Below are 19,971 nucleotides of genomic sequence, written 5' to 3'. Positions count from 1 at the left end.
TGTCATGCCTTAATAGATTCCATATTTATTCGACAGAAGGTGTATTCATCATGCTATATCCCTAACACAACTTAGTGAACCAAACAGAAAGAAAAGCAAAAAAAGAGTACCCATTAGATATCAAAGAAAACATGGAGGTTTATTATGATGAAAAAAACGATCAGTATTTTTATTGTTGTTTTACTTGCTCTACTTTCCGGTTGTGGGAATCCAACTCCACAAAAGCCAGGTGAATCAGGGGGGGCCTCTGATGGAGGAGCTAAAGAAATAATAGTTGCAGGAAATGGAGGGGTGATTGAGAAAACAATACGGGATGTCATTGCCCCTAAATATAAAGAAGAAACCGGCATTCAAATAAATTACATAGCCGGTTTATCAGGTGAAATCTTATCCAAAGTAGAATTGCAGAAAAACTCTCCACAAATTGATATCGCTTTCTTTGTTCCGGTCGATGTCCAGCGGGCCAAAGACAAAGATCTAACTGAAGTCATTGACGAAACTGTCGTCACTAATATGAAAGAGGTTGATCCGCGTTTTATTGCTGTTGAACAGGCAGCTGCTCCAGTGTTCGGCCTTGTAATAGCTCCTGCTTACAATATTGATAGTTTCGAAAAGAACGGGATTAAACCGATTGAATCATGGAATGACTTAGCGAGTCCGGAATATAAAGGTAGAACAGCTTTTTCTGATATCACGAACGATTGGGGCTTTAATACTCTTAATGCTTTAGCCATTGCAAATGGCGGTAGTACTGACAATATGGAGGCCGGCCTAGAAAAAGCAAAAGAGCTTGCGGGCTATTCCGCTACATTCTATAAAAATTCAACTCAGATGATTCCGGCCATTCAACAAGGCGCTGCTGATGTTACTGTAATGGGAAGTTACGCGATTGCAGAGTTGGCAACTTCAGGCGTACCGATTAAAATGGTTGTTCCAAAAGAGGGAGTACCACTACAAGCATTCAGTGCTGCACTTGTGAAAAATGCCCCTCATCAAAAAGAAGCGCTTGATTTCATAAACTATTTAGTTAGTGAAGAAGCGCAAGAGCTTATTTCGGAAAATGCATTTTATCCAGTCGTTAACGGTATGACCATTCCAGAAAAATATAAATCTGTCATAGAACTTAAAGAAACGGATAAAACCTTTAAGCCTGATTTCGCCAAGTTTTCGGAAATCCGAGGTGAGTGGACTGATAAATGGGCTAAAGAGATTACTCCTGAGCTTGGGAAACTACTAAAATGATTAATAAGAAAGGGGTCCAAAACGATGCAAGCTTTAAAGAATGATGTGGAAATAAAAGGTGCTTTTAAACAGTTCGGTTCCAATGTCGTGCTCAACGGGATTGACCTAGAGGTAAAGCAGGGAGAATTACTTACCCTGCTTGGACCATCTGGTTGTGGAAAATCAACAACGTTAAACCTTATTGCCGGATTTCTCGAGGCCGATGAGGGTGACGTATATATTAAAGGTAAGAAAGTGACAAAAGTACCGCCGTATAAGAGGGATTTAGGGATGGTGTTCCAAACCTATTCTCTTTTCCCCCATATGACTGTACGTGAAAATCTTGATTTTGGTCTGAAGTTGCGAAAGGTAGAGAAATCAGAAAAGGACAAGCGTATTACCAGAATTCTTGAACTCGTAAGAATGTCCGGGTTAGAAGATCGTTACCCTAGGGAGCTTTCCGGCGGACAACGACAACGTGTAGCTATAGCCCGTGCCCTCGTTGTAGAGCCAAAGTTACTTTTACTTGACGAACCATTATCCAATCTTGATGCGAAGCTACGCCACGAATTAGGTGCGGAAATTAAGCGGCTGCAGAAAGAGATTGGGGTTACAACCATTTTCGTTACACATGATCAGGAAGAAGCCCTCTCCCTATCTGACCGAATTGTTGTAATGAATCAAGGGAGAATAGAACAAGTTAGCAATCCGACTACAATTTATGACCATCCAAGTTCGGAATTTGTATTTCGATTTATCGGTAAATCGAATAGTTTTGAAGGTACTGTCATAGCAGTGGAAAATCGAGAAATCATTGTAAAGGTTAATAACGACATAATGCGAGTAGATGCAGATAATATGATGGGTGAAGATGACTCCTGTCAGCCTGGAGATATTGTCATGCTCTATATTCGACCTGAGAAGATACAGATTTTTTCAGAGGCGACTGCTTCGCAAAAATCATCAAATCTTCACAAAGCAAAAATATCTCAATTGAACTATCTCGGTACGTCATGGGAGGTAGATGTAACAATGTACGAGAAATCATACCAGATATTGACGCATACTTTTGACTCTTCTTGGGAGCATGGAAAAGAGGTGCATATCGGATGGGATCCATCAGACATGATGCTAGTCAAGAAATGACTCAACATACAGAAGCCTCAAAACGCGGTAAAAATAAAAAAAGTAAATGGAGAAATCCTGGTCTTCTTCTCCTACTTCCGATTTTATTGTTTCTTGTCAGTTTTTTCGTTGTACCGATGCTCTATATTTTGTATTTAAGTTTTATTGAAACAGATGATTTAGGCGGAGCCAATGCAGCGTACAGCTTCCAAAACTATGTTCACTTCTTTACAGATAGTTACTATTTGTCCTCATTATGGTTAACAATGAGGATAAGTTTGTATACAGTGATCGTTTCACTTCTTCTTGCTTATCCGGTTGCGCTAACGATGGCAAGAAGTTCGCCGCGAGTTCGGGGGTATATAGCTTTGCTTGTCGCTTCACCACTTTTAGTAAGTATTGTTGTTCGTAATTTTGGTTGGTATCTCCTATTGTTACCGAATGGCACCATCAATAATTTCCTAATTTCACTTGGGATTATCGAGGCTCCACTTAAGCTTCTATTTTCTGAACTGGGAGTTGTTATCGGTCTATCAAACGCATATTTACCTTTTATGGTACTGACAATTGCTACTAGTTTATATAGTGTGGATCCTGATTTGGAGAAGGCGGCAGCTATTCTTGGGAGCAGTCCACTTCGCAGCTTCTTTTCAATTACGCTACCACTCAGTCTCCCTGGCATCGTTGCAGGTTGCGTACTTGTGTTTAGCCTTTCAATGAGTGCATACGTTACACCAGCCTTAATGGGAGGGGCAAATATACCGGTTATGCCAGTAGTTGCATACGATCAAATTAACAGTCTGTTGCGTTGGACTTTCGGTTCCGCTGTTTCATATGTCCTACTAGCAACTACACTCATTTCGGTATTCGTCTTTACACGCGCCTTTGAGGTAGGCAAATATAAGGAGGTATTCCGATGATGAAAAGTCTTGGACGACTACGCCTAACAGTCGCAGTGATCAGTATTATCTATATTTTGGTTCCACTTCTAGTTGTTATTCCTGCTTCCTTCACAAGTGCAAACTATCCAAGCTTTCCGGCACAGGGATTTTCCTTGAAGTGGTATACCAAGATATTGGAGCGCCCTGAATTTATAGAAGCCCTTGGAAATAGCGCGAAATTTGCCCTGCTGGCTGCTTTATTTTCAGTTATATTCGGTACATTAGCTGCACTTGCCATTGCTAAATATGAAATACCAGGAAAAGCCTATATAACAGCTTTTTTGACAGCCCCTTTGAGTGTACCGCAGCTTGTGCTCGGCATAGCGCTACTAATTTATTTTACACCGATGATGCTTGCTGGAACACCGACCGGGTTTTTGATTGCTCATATAATCATTTGTATTCCTTATGTTATCCGACTTGTACTAACCGGTCTTAGCGGATTCGATTATAATCTTGAAAGAGCGGGGGCTATTCTTGGCGCAAGTCCAGTAGTCGTTTTTTGGAAGGTGACACTTCCATTAATACGCCCAGCTATTATCTCGGGAGGGCTGTTTGCTTTCCTGACATCATTTGATAATGTAACTGTCTCACTATTCATGGTTTCATCTACTATGCGAACGCTGCCTTTGGAGATTTTTTCACATATGCAGGACGCGTATGATCCGTTGATAGCATCTGTTTCGAGTTTGGTAATTTTCATTTCAGTTATTTTGATACTTATACTTGAAAAATTACAAGGAGTGGGAAAAGCGTTTGGGGGTTAATCATTTTAATTAACAAGAGGATTCCGTTGTTTTGGAAAAATAAAGTCATTGTACAAGGACAGTGAGTGAATTTCTAGTTGACTCTACAATCTATTTTCACATACATCACTGTCCTTTAACCAACCAAGGTTTTTTTACATAAATTATTGAAATCAATACTATTTATTAGGATAGAAGGAATGGACGATAAGTCGAGAGGAATGAACATGCTTATAGCCCAACCTAAGAAAAATTGGAAGGAGTGTTAATATACAATGGATCTTGGATTGAAAGGGAAAGTCGCACTAATAACAGGAGGAAGCAAAGGTATTGGCTTGGAAACCGCCCTGCAATTAGCATACGAAGGAGCGAAAGTCTCGATTTGTGCAAGAAATGAAGAACATCTGAAGACTGCTGCAGCATATATTTTTGAAAAAACAGGTGCTGAAGCTTTATATCTTATTGCTGATGTGAGTAATGAGGCGGATTGCAAGCGAGTAGTAACACAGACGGCTAAGCATTTTGGACGTTTGGATATCGTTGTCAATAATGCTGGTACTTCTTCAGCAAATTCATTTGAAAAAGTGGATACCGGTCTTTGGCAGTCCGATCTCGATTTGAAATTATTTGGTGCCATCCATTGTTCTCGATATGCAATTCCATATATGAATAAAGTCGGTGAGGGGGCCATCGTAAATGTGACGGCAGCTATTGCCAAAACCCCCCCTGCTTCATCAATGCCTACAACCGTTAGCCGAGCAGCAGGAATGGCACTTACAAAAGCAATGAGCAAAGATCTGGGGGCTGACAATATACGGGTAAATACAGTATGCATCGGGTTAATTAGAAGTGATCAAATTTTAAAAAGGTGGAAAAATGAAGCGCCAGAACTTTCATGGGAACTATACGGAAAAGATGCACGTCACCAAATCCCTATGGGAAGAATAGGAAATGCGGATGAGGCCGCTAAAGTAATTACATTTTTAGTTTCAAGCGCTGCCTCTTATGTAACGGGTACTGCGATTAATATTGATGGAGGAAGGTCGGGCGTTCTATAAAAATTACCTTTACTGAGAATAATCTATAAAGCCTTAGTCTTGTGGGAATGTCTTTCATACAAAAAAATGCTACTTAAATAAGTTGATCAAAAGCATCTTTATTTGAGATGCTTTGTTTAGCTTTTGTATATTCATTCATTTGCAAGAAAGTTAGGCAGACGTTTTTCGTTGCAAGATTGCTGTAAACCTAATGAATTATTATTCTACATAAAAGCAACCTGTATTATTCAATCAGATATCAATGTAATGTCAACAAAGATCCAGTCGGATTTAAAAGGTTTTAAGTGTGTTTTTTCTGAAAATTCATTTTAAAGATTGACAAACCATTCTAACTTCCATAGTCTAGTTATTAAATCGGTTCGACGAGATTGATTATTTTGAATTTTGTCGTTGAGACTTAAAAATGACTGGAGGAAGGTCTATGTCCAAAACAAAAACAATTGGATTAGGTATTTCAGAGGAAGATTTAAATGAGGACTTATTAAAGGAACTTTCGGAATTTCCACTTTTAGATGCTCTATTTGGACGACGGTCACGACGCTTTTTTCTTGGCGCAGAAGTTCCTGATGGCCCGCTTGCTTACAAATCTAAGCATGACCCAATACCTCTGAACAATTTGGAAAAATTGCTCGTTTTACTAGGGATCAGTGGGGTGACTGGATGGCATCATTCCATTACAAGACATGATCGTTATAAGCCTAATTTATCCAATTATTCAGGATCTGCGTCAGGAAGAACTCATCCATCAGCTGCTGGATTTCATACTTCAGAAGTATTTTTTACGGATGATACTGGGACATACATCTTCCGTACACGCGATTATGCTCCGGAAACTCAACGAAATGATGACGGAAAATTATCTACAAAAGAACTTTTACTAGCCCACCAAAAACGAATTGAAAAAATTTCTGATGAACGCATTCATTTACCGAATTACGAACCATATATGGAAGGCCATAACTCTTGGGTCGCCAACAAACCAGGCACTTTTTTAGCTTTTCCAGTCGGAGACTTAGCACAGCATACACTATTAAACTTAGCTTTCTATATTCAAAATGGACTTGTAATTTATGACGATATTCATAACCGTCAAATCCCGGGAGTGGAGAAGTATAGTCACCTAGTTGATCTGAATAATCCGGTTCCACTGAGTTTCCTTGATCAATATTCTCTTGCTGAACTGTCTGCCGAATTAGCAACAGCCACATATTCAGGTATGCTTTTACAACAAGCGATCGGCTTGGGTGGTTGGATGTTTGATGGGATTGATCGACTCACCATTTTGGGGGCAAGTGGCGATCCGAAAGTTCCGGGATTAGGTTTTCGCTATGATACGGATGAACGTTGGGCAATGCCGAATCCGACTGGGCTCGAAGGGGTATTCACTTCATTTACGCCGCCGCATTTCCCTACGATGCGTGATGCGGTTGAAGCATTAGTGGAACGCAAGTTTGGCGTAGGAGGACCTTTTCATAATAAAACAAAAGGTGTTTGGAAAGATACAGAAAAAGTGAGGGGGAGTGCACAAGTTCACGACGAGGAGTTTATAGAACTGATGACCATACAAGCAGAATATATCTATGAAACGTTTGGTAAATTCCCGGCAACTATACCTTCCGTATATTCATTAATGTATCTACAATCACACCATCTTGATTTGGATTATTACGATAAGTTATTTGGAGAAAACGCTTATTTATCAACACATGCAGAGCATTTGAAAAAATGGCACGGAATTGAATTGTAATCACTATGTTACAAGGGCAGATACGAGTGTGTATCTGTCTTTTTAATTGTTCTATTAAGTGCTTGCTTAGGGATAGAGCGTCGTGACAGGTTTTATTTCTAATGATCATCAAAAATTGCTGGGTATAAGTCGTGCTTATGATCTTATTAGAGAAAGGTATTATACAAGGGATTGAATATTCCCTATAATCTAATTATAAATAATATTGGGAATCAATTAAGGGTTGATACTTTACCTTATGGATGTAACGGTTTCCAAAAAATAAAAAAGGAGTGATTATTTTGCTGACCAAGGTTAAAACTAAAAAAGTTCAATATGCAAATCCGATCTTTAATCGAATGTCTGAAGAAGAGATCAGGGAATATCAATTCGTACTGTTAAAAAAACAATTAAAATACGCTTATCGGAATTCCGAATTTTACCGTGAGAAGTTCAATGAGATTGGTATACGTCCAGAAGATATCCGTACATTTGAAGATTACTATAAACTGCCTATTTTTCTGAACAAAACAATCGAAAGAGCGATCCAAAAAGAGTCAATGGAACGGCATGGCCATCCTTTCGGTTTACATTTATGCAGCTCGCCGGATGAAGTCGTATTTACCGGTACGACAAGTGGTACTTCAGGAAATCCGACTTTTACTTATACATTTACAGAAGAGGACATCAACTTTTTAAACGGTTTTATTGCCCATATGCTAGATTATGGTGGAGTTCATGCTGGTGAACGTTTGCTCTTTAGTCATTCGTTAGGGATATACGCTACCTCTTCTATTTTATGGGGGATACGTTCTCAAGGGGTATTGCCGATAGACGTAGATGTGAGAGCCGGAAGCAAAATGATCTTGGAATATGCCAAAATGACAAGACCAACTGCTGCGATGATGACGCCATCATTGGCCGAGCATTTAATCGATAAAGCACCAGAATTAATCGGGATGAATGTTGGTGAACTTGGATTGCAAGCCATTTTTACAGTCGGTGAAATTGGCGTCGGTGTCCCAGAAATCAAGAAAAAAATAGAAGATGCTTATGACTGCCGCATCTATGATTATTTAGGCGAGTTGGGCTTTTCCTGCGATTCGGATGACTATCACGGTATTCATTGTGTAGCACCCGATCTTAGTCTATTTCCGAACGATTTGATTGATCCTGAGACAAAGCAGCCTATAGAAGTATACGACGGTGTTATCGGTGAATTAATCGCTACAGAATTGACATTGAAAGCCTTACCGAGAATTCGTTATTCCTCTGGAGATATTGTCCAAGTCTTTACAAGTGAATGCCCAGGTTGTGGCTTTCAAGGAAGAAGAGTTAAATTTATTGGTCGATCGGATGACATGCTTATTATTAAGGGGGCAAATGTTTATCCATCTACAATCAAACAAGTAATATCCAATTTTATTCCAGAAATAACGGGGGAATTAAGAATAGTCCTTAACAATCCACCGCCACGGGTTGTACCGCCATTGCAAATAAAATTGGAATATGGTGAAAACAGCGATAGCAGAAAGCTTGCTGACTTGGAGAGAAGAATAAAAAATGCCCTCCATTCTGAAGCGAGAATGACACCTGAAATTATTTGGTGTGCACCTGGGACTTTGGAAAAAGCGTTAACCAAAACGCCGATTTTTGAAAAGAACTACTAAATAACTCAATTTTAGTTATCTTGGGAAGTAATAATTAATGGAGTAGGGAGGAAGTAGTATTGATTATCGATTGTTCAAATACACTCCCTGAATTTCAATTTCAGGGAGCAACAGATATCAACCCGAAAAATGAAGAGTACAGAAAATTATTTGGTCAACGATGGGCACGATTAGCGGGATGGACGAAAGAGGAATTTTTTAAAAGACTTGAATCTGAATCTACTGAGAACGTTATGCAAGAAGTTTACGCGAAGTTAGAAAAAAATTTCTCCATGGATCAGTTTTTGAAAATGCTTCGTGATTCAACGATCGCTTATCATGCGATTCATAATATGGATTATGGAAGAGACGGTTCAGAAGCACCTGCTGATCATGATTACGTAGCTGAATTATTGAAGAAATATCCTGATCGCTTTATCGGTTTTGCCGGCTACAACCCTCATAAAGGAACAGAAAGTTTGAAAGTGGTTCGCAAGGCTATAACTGAGCAAGGATATAAGGCCGTTGTTATTCCACCTTATGAACATGGCATAAAAGCCGATGATCGGAAATATTACCCGCTGTATGCATTATGTGATGAATTGGAGATACCTGTATGGATCCATTCGTCAATTAACTATTATAGAGAAACGTCCGTTTTTCTAGATCATCCATCTAACTTGGAAGCGCCGCTAATGGATTTTAAAAATCTGAAGATTATTGCGGGACACGGTGGGTGGCCTTGGATTCCCGATATGATAGCGATGTTATTAAAATATAAAAACTTACATGTGGATACTTCCGCTTTTAGACCTCGTTATATAGCGGAACCCAATACAGGCTGGGATATGTTTTTACATTATGCAAATAGCTTACTACAGGATCAAATCGTGTTTGGATCGGATTGGTTGACATTGGGAATCCCGATTAAAGACTATATCGCTGAAGTGGAAGAATGGCCTTTAAAAGACTCAGTGAAAGAGAAATTTTATTGGAAGAATGCAAATAAACTATTCAAACTCAAATTAGGAAAAGAAGTAAGTTATGGCTTGGAGGAATAGGAATGAAAAATATACAAAGTAAAGAACAATTTTTGGAATTAATAGCAAAAAAGAAGGCAACCGTTTTATTTTTTTCGGCAGATTGGTGTTCCGATTGTAACTTCATCGACACGTTTATGGATGAAATTATTGAAAAAAACCAGGATGACTTTGATTTTTATAAAGTAAATCCTGATTCACAAAAGGAAGTTTGTGAATTAGCCAACGTAATGGGAATTCCTAGTTTTATTGCTTATAAAGAAGGAAAAACGCTAGCTGAAATGATAGGAAATAGCGGGAGAACAAAAGAAGAAATTGAAAGATTTCTTGAAAATGCAAAAGCAAAAGTCTAATAAACGCTAGTGTCTTATACTTTCATGGATGGATAGATTAAACTCCGTTAGTAAACGATTAAAAAGATATAGAATGGGAGGGGAAATAATGAAGAAAATTCTGTCATTCATTTCGATTGTGGCATTACTATCACTCTTACTAGTGGCATGTAGTGAGAAAGGAACGTCTAATTCTGAAGGTGGATCGGAAAAAGATTCGAAAGACAAAGAAACAACATTAGTTTTTGGTAGAGGTGCGGATAGTTATACAATGGATCCCCAAGATGCTAATGAAATTGAAACATGGCGAGTTACCAAAAACATCTATGAGACACTTGTTGAATACGACGAAGAAACGACTGACGTCATTCCAAAACTAGCGAAAGACTGGGATATATCTGATGACGGTAAAACATGGACTTTCCACTTACAGGAAGGCGTTAAGTTCCATGATGGTACTGATTTTAATGCCGAAGCAGTTGTTTATAACTTTGAACGGATGATGGATCCACAACATCCAGCCCGACATAGTGGGAGTTTTTCAGTATATCGCGGTATGTTTAACGGTTTTAAAGGGGAAGGCAGTTCAATTGAACAGGTGAACGCAGTCAATGAAAATACGGTCGAGTTTAAGCTGGTGGAGCCCCAAGCTAACTTCTTATCCAATTTGGGCATGCATGCATTTGGTATAATTAGTCCGGCAGCATTGGAAGAGTTTGGTGAAAAAATTAATGAGAATGCGGTCGGGACGGGTCCATTTAAATTTGTATCTTGGAATCCGAATGACTCGGTAACACTTGTTAAAAACGAAGAGTATTGGGTGCCAGATTTGCCTAAATTGGACAAAGTTATTTATAAAGTCATACCAGATAATTCAGCAAGGCTAACTGCTTTGAAGAATGGGGAACTGGATATTATGGTAAGTTTGAACCCTTCGGATTTGAGCTCTGTTGAATCGGATAGTAATTTAAACATCGTTCTTCGACCACCGTTAAATGTAGGTTATCTATCCATCAATAATCTGAAAGAACCGTTCGATAACCCGAAAGTCCGTCAAGCCATTAACCACGCAGTAGATAAACAAGGAATTGCGGATGCCTACTTTTACGGATTGGCAGACCCGGTAAAAAACATGTTACCTTCTTCCAGTTGGGCTTACAACGATGACATTGAAGACTATGAGTACGATTTGGATAAAGCCAAAGCTTTATTAGCTGAAGCAGGTTATCCTAACGGATTTGATCTTGAATTTTCGGTAACAGCTAACTCGCGTATTTATATGCAGCAACCGACAAAAATGGTTGAAGCGATGAAGTCAAGTTTTGAAAAAATAGGCATCAATGTTAAAGTTGTAACATTGGAATGGCCGACGTTTCTTGATCAAATTAGAAGTGGTGAGCATTCAATCGCATTAATCGGTTGGGTCGGCGACAACGGGGATCCCGATAACTTCCTATATTCAACATTAAGTAAGAATAATGCAGTAAAAGGGTCGGCACAAAACCATACATTTTATAGGAATGATGAAGTTAGTGATTTATTGATGCAAGCGAAATTTGTGATCGATCAAGAAGAACGTACTGAAATTTACAAAAAAGTGCAAGAGCTTGTCCATGAAGACGCTCCGATGGCTCCATTAGTAGAAGTGAAAGAAGCTGTCGTCACTGGTAATTATGTGCAAGGCTATTTCCCGCATCCAACGGGGGCAGAAAATATGTATAAAGTTACATTGGAATAGAAAAGAGTGACTTGAGTATGAACAGGATTTACGGAAAAAATCGTCCGTTACTTGTCGCTTAAACGTTTCTTTGTAATTAGCGCAAACTCCATATTCTGCTTGTTGGGCATTATCCAAGTCTATTAAAATCAGAAGAGGGATGATGAAGTGTCGACAAAACCGTTGGAAGGCATTAAAATACTAGATCTTAGCTGGGTATTCTCAGCCCCTTATTCGACGCTGATGTTACAAGATTTAGGAGCAGAAGTCGTGAAGGTGGAAAGACCAGGACCAGGGGATCGTTCAAGATTTTTACCTCCTTTCCACAAAGATGTAAGCGGTTACTTTTATATGCTGAATAGGGGAAAGAAATCCATCTCTTTGAACCTGAAAACTGAAGAAGGAAAGCTGATTTTTCTAAAGTTGGCTAAACAATTTGATATTATTGTTGAAAATTTTGTGGCAGGAACGATGGATAAGCTCGGACTAGGATACGAGGAAGTAAAAAAAGTGAACCCGAAAATCATTTTTGCCTCACTGAATGGCTTTGGCAGCGAAGGTCCTTATTCGCATCTTCCGAGCATTGACGGAATCGCTCAAGCGATGGGGGGACTGATGAGTCAAAATGGATTGGAAGATGGACAACCATTGAAAACGGGTCCGGCTGTTGCCGATGCACTATCAGGTGTCTATTTAACGGTAGGTATACTAAGTGCAATCATTGATCGGAATAATACCGGAAAAGGCCAGCGTTTGGAAGTCAGTATGATGGATAGCGTTTTTTCAGTACTTGAGGAATCCGTAATTCGAACAAGTATGACGGGAGAATCTTTAGCTGCACGCGGCAATAAAGATCCTCTCGGCGCTCCTTGGGATGCATTCCAAACAAGAGACGGAAAATGGGTAATCGTATGTGCCTCCGGCGGTGATAGATTTGCAAAAGTATTTACCGGAATTGGCCGTGTAGATCTTGTAGAGGAATATAAAGGCGAAGATATCGGAGCGATGAAAAAAAGAGCAGAAAACTTGGATGACTTGAACAAATACTTTGCAGATTGGGCAATTGATAAAACCGCTGAAGAATTGTTAACTTTTTTAAATGATTTGCACATTCCTGCCGGAGAAGTGAAAGATGTGAAAGGACTAATTGAAGACCCTCATTTAAAAGGCAGGAATATGGTCGTGGACGTCGAGCATCCGAAACTGGGTAAAGTAAAACTTCCTAATTTGCCTATCAAATTTTTTGATAAGGAAATCGGACTAAGAAATGGGGATACCCCCATCGAGCCACAGCTAGGCGAGCATAACTTTTCGGTTCTCCAATCAATGCTTGGATTTGACGAAGAGGAGATTGAGAAATTAAAGTCGACAGGAATCATTTACAGTGAACAATAAATCGTAAAGGGGTTACTTACACATGGAATTTTCGGAGTACTCCGAATTTGATGCGGTGGGACTTGCCTTGCTAGTAAAGAATAGAGAGGTCACACCACAAGAATTGAAAAAGGTTGCTTTGGAGGGGATTGATAAACTCAATCCGACAATTAACGCAGTAGTAAGTACGCTTTCAGAACAAGCTGATAAAGAGATACAGGCTGGTCTACCAGAGGGGCCGTTTAAAGGGATACCTTTTCTCATAAAAGAGTCAAGTGCACAAGCTATTGGTGTCCCTGTAAATTTAGGAAGTCGTTTTGGAGTTGGGGTTACAACCTCACAGGATACAAATCTAATGACACGTTTTCGCCAAGCTGGCTTTGTTACGGTTGGAACTTCTACTACTCCTGAATTTGCATTCAACTTTACTACTGAATCAGTTCTTTATGGACCGACTCGAAATCCATGGGATACAAATTTAAGTGCTGGCGGCTCTAGTGGAGGAGCAGCTGCCGCAGTTTCAGCCGGGATTGTACCCATTGCTCATGCAAATGATGGTGCGGGTTCTATTCGGCAACCCGCAGCAGTTAATGGTCTCGTTGGATTAAAGCCAACTCGCGGTCGCATTCCACACGGCCCGTTTCGAGGCGAGATATTGAGCGGGCTCAGTAATGAATTTGCCGTCACAAAAAGTGTGAGAGATTCTGCAGTATTGCTAGATGAAATCGCTGGAGCAGATATAGGAGCAAGCTCTTGGGCAGAATCACCGAAACGCACATACTTAAGTGAAAAAGAACATAAGCCTAAACGGTTGCGTATTGCTTGGATGGGAGCACCAATCAATGGAGCATCTGTGGATAAAGAATGTACTGACGCGCTCTATAGAACGGTTCAGCTATGTCAGGATCTGGGGCATGATCTTGTTGAAGCTACCCCACAGATCAATGCCGAAGAACAATTTCAAGCTACACTTCGAATTTGGGCTGCAAATATTAGTAGAAGCATAGATAGATTACAAATAGGGTTAAATCGAACTGCTTCTCCAGAAAACTTGGAGGCATCGAATTGGGCACTCTACCAGTACGGTCAAACACTGAAGGCCTTTGATTTACTAGAAGCTTTTGAGATAAATAATAGAGTAGCTAGAACAGTTGGTGAATTTTTCACCCATTACGATGTGCTTTTATCTCCGACGATTGCTCAATTACCATGGGAAATTGGAAAGCTCAATGCGAATGATCCTAACTTGGATGCAAAACAGTGGACGGAAAGAATGATGGCTTATGCGCCATTTACAAACTTATTTAATACTACTGGACAGCCGGCAATAAGCTTACCTCTTGGCTGGAGCAGTAAAGGACTTCCAATAGGTATGCAATTCGCTGGAAGATTCGCAGATGAATCGACCTTGTTTCAATTAGCATTTCAATTAGAAGAAGCACAGCCGTGGATAGACAAAAAAACTCGTTTGTTGAATGCAAAAGTTAAACACTATTCAAGGAGGGAGGGTTAATGAAAAAGTTATTGAGATTATTATTGTTGATTGCAGTTTTAAGTGTATTACTACTTGCAGGATGTGCTGGAGATACTAGCTCAGATGATAATAGTAAAGACAAAGGGACTGCGGCCAACGGCACTTTAATTTATGGACGGGGCACTGATACGGTGACGTTAGATCCGCATAATATTATTGATGCAGAGTCATCCAGAATAGCGAAAAATGTTTATGAAACTCTAATTGATTACGAAAAAGAAGGCACAGATGTTGTTCCTAAGTTAGCCACTGAATGGAGTACAAGTGAAGACGGAAAAATATGGACTTTTCAATTGCGAAAAGACGTAAAGTTCCATGATGGTACTACCTTTGATGCAGATGCAGTGGTTTACAACTTTAATAGAATGATGGATGAAAGCCATCCACAGCATCACGGTGAATTTTCCATTCCCAGCAGGACAATTAAAGGAATTGTTGAAGAGGTACAAGCTATTGATACACATACCGTTGAGTTTAGATTAAGCGAATCCAATGCTACATTTTTACCAAACATCGGGATTACGACATTTGGAATGATCAGCCCTAAAGCTCTACAAGAATATGGGGAAGATATCAATCAGCATCCTGTAGGAACGGGGCCATTTGTGTACGATTCTTGGAAAGAAAACGATACATTAACATTATTAAAGAATGAAGAATACTGGGAAAATGATCTCCCCAAATTGGACAAAGTGATTTTTAAAGTTATTCCTGATAACTCCGCTAGATTAACAGCGCTAAAAAATAATGAAATCGATTTAATGGAAGGCCTTAATCCAACGGATTTACCTGAGATTGACAGTAATGAGCAGTTACAACTTTTCAAGCGACCTAGCGCCAATCTAGGTTATTTAACTTTCAACATTACAAAACACCCTTTTGACAATGTGAAAGTGCGTCAAGCAATCAGTCACGCAGTTGACAAACAAGGTATCATTGATGCGTTTTATGGTCCATTTACGATTCCAGCTAAAAATATGATGCCGCCTGTAATATGGGGTTATAACGATGAAATTACAGATTATGACTACAATTTGGATAAAGCCAAGAAATTACTGGAAGAAGCAGGTTTTCCTGATGGATTTGAAACAGAACTTTGGGTAATGTCAACGGATAGAGTATATTTCTCTCAACCCCAGAAAGTAGCAGAAGCAGTAAAAATGAATTTAAAAGAAATTGGAATTGATGTAAAAATTGTTACCTTTGAATGGGCAACATATCTGTCGAAATTAATGAATGGAGAACATGGGTTTGCTGCAATCGGAAGACTGAGTGAGAATGGAGACCCAGATAACTTTTTATATACTATGCTTTATTCTACCTCTGCTTCTAATCTGTCTAGATATGCCAATGATAAGGTAGATGCGCTTTTGGATTTGGCACAGAGTTCAACAGACAGAGAAGAGCGTACCGCTTTTTATAAAGAAATACAAGAGATTGTACACGATGATGCACCTGCAATTCCACTTGCTTATGTAGAAAGTGCCATGGCCGGTGGTAAATCTGTAAAAGGATATATACCACATGCGATTGGCTATGAAAGTTTAGCAGAGGTATATATTGAGGATTGAGAATTCGGAACAGGAAGAGGAGGTTTGTAAGATGGAACCATTGCTTACCGTTCAAAATCTTAACACTCATTTTTTTACTGATAATGGTGTTGTCCGTTCTGTTGATGGGGTGACATTTACAGTAAATGAAGGGGAAACGATTGGTATTGTTGGAGAATCAGGGTCTGGAAAGAGTGTAACAGCTCTTTCCATTATGCACTTATTGCCATATAAGATCGGTAAGGTGGTGGATGGCAGTATTATGTTCGGAAATGAAGACCTTGTCCAACTAACCGAAAAAAAAATGCGGAAAATTCGCGGGAACGATATTGCGATGATTTTTCAAGAACCAATGACAAGCTTGAATCCTGGTTTCACAATAGGCAACCAAATTGGCGAAGCCATTAGATTGCATAAAAAATTGAGTCGTAAAGAAGCTAAGAAGCGAAGTGTGGAATTGCTAAAAGAAGTCGGGATTCCTGGCGCCGAGCAGATGGTGGATGAATATCCTCACAAGCTTTCAGGCGGAATGCGTCAACGCGTGATGATTGCCATGGCACTTGCATGTAACCCGAAAATACTTATAGCTGATGAACCGACAACTGCGCTTGACGTGACAATCCAAGCACAGATTCTTGAATTGATTCAGAAATTAAAAAGAGAGAGTAATACTTCCATTCTCATGATCACGCATGATCTTGCAGTCGTTTCTGAGATCTGTGATCGGGTAATTGTGATGTATGCGGGGCGAGTTATCGAGGAAGCGGATGTCACAACCCTTTTTGAATCGCCTGCCCATCCATACACGAAAGGTTTAATTGATTCGATGCCTTCTCTTGAAGAGGAAGTGGAATGGCTAAAGACGATAAAAGGAAACGTACCTATTCCCTCCGAAATGCCAATAGGTTGTAAATTTGCTCCTAGATGTCAATATGCAATCGAGAGATGTACAGTGGAAGAACCCGAATTACTGGATATTGGAGATGGACAAAAATCACGTTGTTTTTTAGCAGAGGAGGTTAAAAATGAAGATGCCATTACTGGAAGTGAAAGACTTGAAAGTTCACTTTCCTACAGATAAAGAATTCCTAAGTAAAGAGGAAAGTGTAGTGAAGGCGATTGATGGCGTAAACTTTACAATCTACGAGAATGAAACCTTCGGACTTGTTGGAGAATCAGGTTGTGGAAAATCAACAACGGGAAAGGCGATTTTACGTTTGATTGAACCTGTTATTGGAGAAGTGATTTTTAAAGGAAAAGATATTAACAAGATTTCCCGTCAAGAAATGAGAAAAGTTTATAAAGATATGCAGCTTATATTCCAAGACCCGTATGCATCGCTTAATCCAAGGATGACAGTTGGTAAATTGATTGAAGAACCATTAATCGTCAATAGTAACTTGACGCCTAATGAAAGAAAAGAAAGAGTCGCTGAACTGTTGGAAGTGGTAGGCTTAAATGCTTACCATGCCTCACGATATCCTCACGAGTTTTCAGGAGGACAACGACAACGTGTTGGAATTGCACGAGCTCTTGCATTAAACCCCAAATTAATCATCGCTGATGAAGCAGTATCCGCTTTAGACGTATCAATCCAGTCCCAAGTCTTGAACCTATTACGAAAGTTACAACGAGAATTTGGTTTAACCTATCTATTCATCTCCCATGATTTAAGTGTTGTCAAGCATATTAGCGATCGAATTGGCGTCATGTATTTAGGAAGGATAATTGAACAAGGCACTAAGCATAGTCTATACGAAAAGCCGCTTCATCCTTATACACAAGCCTTGTTCTCCGCCTCACCGAGTATTAAAGCTGAAAATCGGAAGGAAAGAATTGTACTTAAAGGTGATATGCCAAGTCCTGCGAATCCCCCAAAAGGTTGCGCTTTCCATCCAAGGTGCTTTGCAGCAACATCGAAATGTAAAACAGTACAACCCGAACTACGGGATGTGGGTGACGGACATTATGTTGCCTGTCATCTTTATAACGAATAGTCAATTAATGGAGGTGGCTGTACAACATGAAATCATATTTTGCTCGCCGTTTACTTCAATTGATTCCGGTTTTAATTGGAATGTCAATCGTTGTCTTTGCGATCATCCATGCTATTCCCGGGGATCCAGCCACTGTGATTTTGGGAGATCATGCCACTCCTGAAGCAGTCGCAGATTTAAAAGCTGAAATGGGATTAGACAAGCCAATCGTTACGCAGTATTTTTCCTATGTGAAAGATATAATGACAGGTGATTTAGGGACGTCACTAAGAACTAAAAAACCGATTTTGGAAGAAGTGGTTCCCTATTTGACCGCAACGATCGAATTGATGTTCATCAGTATGATTATCGCAATTGTTGTGGGGGTGAACGCGGGAATAATAGCAGCTTGGAGAAGAGCTTCGTGGTTTGATTATGGGGCGATGTTAATCGCATTGGTCGGTGTCTCTGTACCCGTATTCTGGTTAGGTTTAATGGAGCAATGGGTTTTTGCGGAAAAGCTTGGTTGGCTACCTTCGACAGGACGAATAAATGCAAGAGAACCGGTTGAAGCAATTACTGGATTATTATTGCTCGATACGACAATTCAAGGGAATTGGGCTGGCTTTTGGGATGCTTTGAAACATTTAATTTTACCTGGAATAGCACTTGGGACGATACCGATGGCGATCATTGCAAGAATCACACGCTCAAGCATGCTAGAAGTCTTAAGTGTAGACTATGTTCGCACTGCCCGTGCTAAAGGGTTATCAGAATTGAAAATACTTTATAAGCACTCGTTAAAAAACGCATTTGCACCTGTTTTGACGATTATTGGAATGTTAGTGGGACTTTTACTTGGTGGGGCTGTCTTAACAGAAACCATTTTCGGGTGGCCAGGTATTGGTCGGTATATCTATGATGCGATCGGTTCTAGGGATTATCCTGTTATCCAATCTGGGATTTTAATTATTTCAACAATTTTTGTCTTCGTGAACCTGATTGTTGATCTACTATATGCACGTTTAGATCCGCGTATAAAATATCGTTAAGGTGGGGGGAGAGGATTATGCAATATTCGGCAAAAGCGGTAGCTGGACGAGGGGAAGCTAAATCTTTCAAGAGACGTTTATGGCTAGAAGGTTGGAAAAGGTTGAGAAAACAACGTACAGCTATGATAGGTTTAGCAGTCGTTCTATTTTTTATATTAATAGGCCTTTTAGCTCCCTTACTTACATCGCACCCATTTGATGGTTTTAATCCTGAAAAAACCTTAATACCACCAAATGCGGATCACTGGTTTGGAACCGATGATCAAGGGAGAGATATTTTCAGTCGAATATTATATGGGGCTAGAATCTCACTTTGGATTGGTTTTTTCTCGGTTATTGGCTCAATCATCGTCGGCTGCTTACTTGGTCTAGTTGCCGGATTTTATGGTAAATGGGCAGATTCAATTATTTCACGCTTTTTCGATGTTATGCTAGCTTTTCCAAGTATTCTTCTGGCAATAGCCATTGTTGCCATTTTAGGACCGAGCTTATTTAATGCTTTGATTGCGATTGCGATTATAAATATCCCTACATACGGGCGATTGATTCGTTCCCGTGTACTGAGCGTGAAAGAAGAAGAGTATATCATGTCCGCCAAAGCGATTGGGATGTCTAATAGTCGCATTTTGTTCCTCCATATACTTCCGAATTCTATCACGCCAATTATTGTACAAGGAACATTAGGAATAGCGACTGCAATTCTAGAAGCCGCTGCTTTAGGATTTCTTGGACTTGGAGCGCAACCTGGTGAACCGGAGTGGGGGAAGATGTTGGCGGATTCAAGACAATTTCTTACAGTAGCTCCATGGACATTATTGTTTCCAGGGTTTGCAATTATGGTGACTGTTATCGGATTTAATATGTTTGGGGATGGGTTACGCGATGCTTTAGATCCGAAGATGAAATAAGCGATTTCTTCACAGTGTTTGG

At 39.8% G+C, this 19,971-nt stretch carries 17 protein-coding genes; all 17 read left to right on the top strand.

All coding sequences use genetic code 11. The features are described 5' to 3' along the window. Positions 1-147: 147 nt before the first annotated feature. The 17 genes from ACFPRA_RS03590 to ACFPRA_RS03510 all read left to right on the top strand — a co-directional run bounded on the left by ACFPRA_RS03590 (position 148) and on the right by ACFPRA_RS03510 (position 19,949). The gene (locus ACFPRA_RS03590; RefSeq protein ID WP_381430882.1) at positions 148-1,242 is read left to right on the top strand and encodes an ABC transporter substrate-binding protein; all 1,095 of its coding nucleotides are present in this window, start codon (positions 148-150) and stop codon (positions 1,240-1,242) included. Positions 1,243-1,266: 24 nt separating this feature from the next. Next, entirely contained in the window at positions 1,267-2,367 is a 1,101-nt protein-coding gene (locus ACFPRA_RS03585; protein ID WP_381430880.1) for an ABC transporter ATP-binding protein, read from the top strand. After that, positions 2,331-3,266: an ABC transporter permease gene (locus tag ACFPRA_RS03580; protein ID WP_381430878.1), complete on the top strand. Its 936-nt coding sequence runs from the start codon at positions 2,331-2,333 to the stop codon at positions 3,264-3,266. Before ACFPRA_RS03585 ends, ACFPRA_RS03580 begins: the two co-directional genes overlap by 37 nt. Further along, positions 3,266-4,054 (top strand): ABC transporter permease, encoded by a 789-nt coding sequence (locus ACFPRA_RS03575; protein ID WP_381430919.1) that lies wholly within the window; start codon positions 3,266-3,268, stop codon positions 4,052-4,054. The genes ACFPRA_RS03580 and ACFPRA_RS03575 overlap by 1 nt, the downstream gene beginning before the upstream one ends. 254 nt (positions 4,055-4,308) lie before the next feature. Further along, on the top strand, positions 4,309-5,091 hold the full coding sequence (locus ACFPRA_RS03570; RefSeq protein WP_381430876.1) for an SDR family NAD(P)-dependent oxidoreductase: 783 nt from the start codon (positions 4,309-4,311) through the stop codon (positions 5,089-5,091). A 421-nt stretch (positions 5,092-5,512) separates the two neighbouring features. Next, positions 5,513-6,838: a hypothetical protein gene (locus ACFPRA_RS03565; RefSeq protein ID WP_381430873.1), complete on the top strand. Its 1,326-nt coding sequence runs from the start codon at positions 5,513-5,515 to the stop codon at positions 6,836-6,838. 281 nt (positions 6,839-7,119) lie between these two features. Continuing rightward, positions 7,120-8,487 (top strand): phenylacetate--CoA ligase family protein, encoded by a 1,368-nt coding sequence (locus ACFPRA_RS03560; RefSeq protein WP_381430871.1) that lies wholly within the window; start codon positions 7,120-7,122, stop codon positions 8,485-8,487. Between the two features lie 59 nt (positions 8,488-8,546). Next, positions 8,547-9,527 (top strand): amidohydrolase family protein, encoded by a 981-nt coding sequence (locus ACFPRA_RS03555; RefSeq protein WP_381430869.1) that lies wholly within the window; start codon positions 8,547-8,549, stop codon positions 9,525-9,527. Between the two features lie 2 nt (positions 9,528-9,529). Further along, a complete protein-coding gene (locus ACFPRA_RS03550) occupies positions 9,530-9,859 on the top strand; it encodes a thioredoxin family protein (RefSeq protein ID WP_381430867.1) in 330 nt (109 codons plus the stop codon). A gap of 88 nt (positions 9,860-9,947) precedes the next feature. Then, positions 9,948-11,576, top strand: coding sequence for an ABC transporter substrate-binding protein (locus tag ACFPRA_RS03545; RefSeq protein ID WP_381430865.1), 1,629 nt, complete (start codon positions 9,948-9,950; stop codon positions 11,574-11,576). Positions 11,577-11,723: 147 nt separating this feature from the next. Then, complete coding sequence (locus ACFPRA_RS03540; RefSeq protein WP_381430863.1) at positions 11,724-12,950, top strand: CaiB/BaiF CoA transferase family protein; 1,227 nt, start codon at positions 11,724-11,726, stop codon at positions 12,948-12,950. Between the two features lie 22 nt (positions 12,951-12,972). After that, positions 12,973-14,442: an amidase gene (locus tag ACFPRA_RS03535; RefSeq protein ID WP_381430861.1), complete on the top strand. Its 1,470-nt coding sequence runs from the start codon at positions 12,973-12,975 to the stop codon at positions 14,440-14,442. After that, the gene (locus tag ACFPRA_RS03530; RefSeq protein ID WP_381430859.1) at positions 14,442-16,034 is read left to right on the top strand and encodes an ABC transporter substrate-binding protein; all 1,593 of its coding nucleotides are present in this window, start codon (positions 14,442-14,444) and stop codon (positions 16,032-16,034) included. The genes ACFPRA_RS03535 and ACFPRA_RS03530 overlap by 1 nt, the downstream gene beginning before the upstream one ends. 31 nt (positions 16,035-16,065) lie before the next feature. After that, complete coding sequence (locus ACFPRA_RS03525; RefSeq protein ID WP_381430857.1) at positions 16,066-17,094, top strand: ABC transporter ATP-binding protein; 1,029 nt, start codon at positions 16,066-16,068, stop codon at positions 17,092-17,094. Continuing rightward, on the top strand, positions 17,039-18,010 hold the full coding sequence (locus ACFPRA_RS03520; protein WP_381430855.1) for an ABC transporter ATP-binding protein: 972 nt from the start codon (positions 17,039-17,041) through the stop codon (positions 18,008-18,010). Before ACFPRA_RS03525 ends, ACFPRA_RS03520 begins: the two co-directional genes overlap by 56 nt. A 26-nt stretch (positions 18,011-18,036) precedes the next feature. Continuing rightward, on the top strand, positions 18,037-19,041 hold the full coding sequence (locus ACFPRA_RS03515) for an ABC transporter permease (RefSeq protein WP_381430853.1): 1,005 nt from the start codon (positions 18,037-18,039) through the stop codon (positions 19,039-19,041). A gap of 17 nt (positions 19,042-19,058) precedes the next feature. Then, the gene (locus tag ACFPRA_RS03510) at positions 19,059-19,949 is read left to right on the top strand and encodes an ABC transporter permease (RefSeq protein ID WP_381430851.1); all 891 of its coding nucleotides are present in this window, start codon (positions 19,059-19,061) and stop codon (positions 19,947-19,949) included. Positions 19,950-19,971: the final 22 nt, after the last annotated feature.

Source organism: Sporosarcina soli (assembly GCF_042655805.1).
GTDB classification, from domain to species: Bacteria; Bacillota; Bacilli; order Bacillales_A; family Planococcaceae; genus Sporosarcina; species Sporosarcina soli.
This window is presented reverse-complemented; position numbering and strand designations above follow the sequence as displayed.

What these genes read in the sequence shown, in the direction of transcription:
- ACFPRA_RS03590 (WP_381430882.1), top strand. Translation starts at nt 148, where the DNA reads ATGAAAAAAACGATCAGTATTTTTATTGTTGTTTTACTTGCTCTACTT.
- ACFPRA_RS03585 (WP_381430880.1), top strand. Translation starts at nt 1,267, where the DNA reads ATGCAAGCTTTAAAGAATGATGTGGAAATAAAAGGTGCTTTTAAACAG.
- ACFPRA_RS03580 (WP_381430878.1), top strand. Translation starts at nt 2,331, where the DNA reads ATGGGATCCATCAGACATGATGCTAGTCAAGAAATGACTCAACATACA.
- ACFPRA_RS03575 (WP_381430919.1), top strand. Translation starts at nt 3,266, where the DNA reads ATGAAAAGTCTTGGACGACTACGCCTAACAGTCGCAGTGATCAGTATT.
- ACFPRA_RS03570 (WP_381430876.1), top strand. Translation starts at nt 4,309, where the DNA reads ATGGATCTTGGATTGAAAGGGAAAGTCGCACTAATAACAGGAGGAAGC.
- ACFPRA_RS03565 (WP_381430873.1), top strand. Translation starts at nt 5,513, where the DNA reads ATGTCCAAAACAAAAACAATTGGATTAGGTATTTCAGAGGAAGATTTA.
- ACFPRA_RS03550 (WP_381430867.1), top strand. Translation starts at nt 9,530, where the DNA reads ATGAAAAATATACAAAGTAAAGAACAATTTTTGGAATTAATAGCAAAA.
- ACFPRA_RS03545 (WP_381430865.1), top strand. Translation starts at nt 9,948, where the DNA reads ATGAAGAAAATTCTGTCATTCATTTCGATTGTGGCATTACTATCACTC.
- ACFPRA_RS03535 (WP_381430861.1), top strand. Translation starts at nt 12,973, where the DNA reads ATGGAATTTTCGGAGTACTCCGAATTTGATGCGGTGGGACTTGCCTTG.
- ACFPRA_RS03530 (WP_381430859.1), top strand. Translation starts at nt 14,442, where the DNA reads ATGAAAAAGTTATTGAGATTATTATTGTTGATTGCAGTTTTAAGTGTA.
- ACFPRA_RS03525 (WP_381430857.1), top strand. Translation starts at nt 16,066, where the DNA reads ATGGAACCATTGCTTACCGTTCAAAATCTTAACACTCATTTTTTTACT.
- ACFPRA_RS03520 (WP_381430855.1), top strand. Translation starts at nt 17,039, where the DNA reads ATGAAGATGCCATTACTGGAAGTGAAAGACTTGAAAGTTCACTTTCCT.
- ACFPRA_RS03515 (WP_381430853.1), top strand. Translation starts at nt 18,037, where the DNA reads ATGAAATCATATTTTGCTCGCCGTTTACTTCAATTGATTCCGGTTTTA.
- ACFPRA_RS03510 (WP_381430851.1), top strand. Translation starts at nt 19,059, where the DNA reads ATGCAATATTCGGCAAAAGCGGTAGCTGGACGAGGGGAAGCTAAATCT.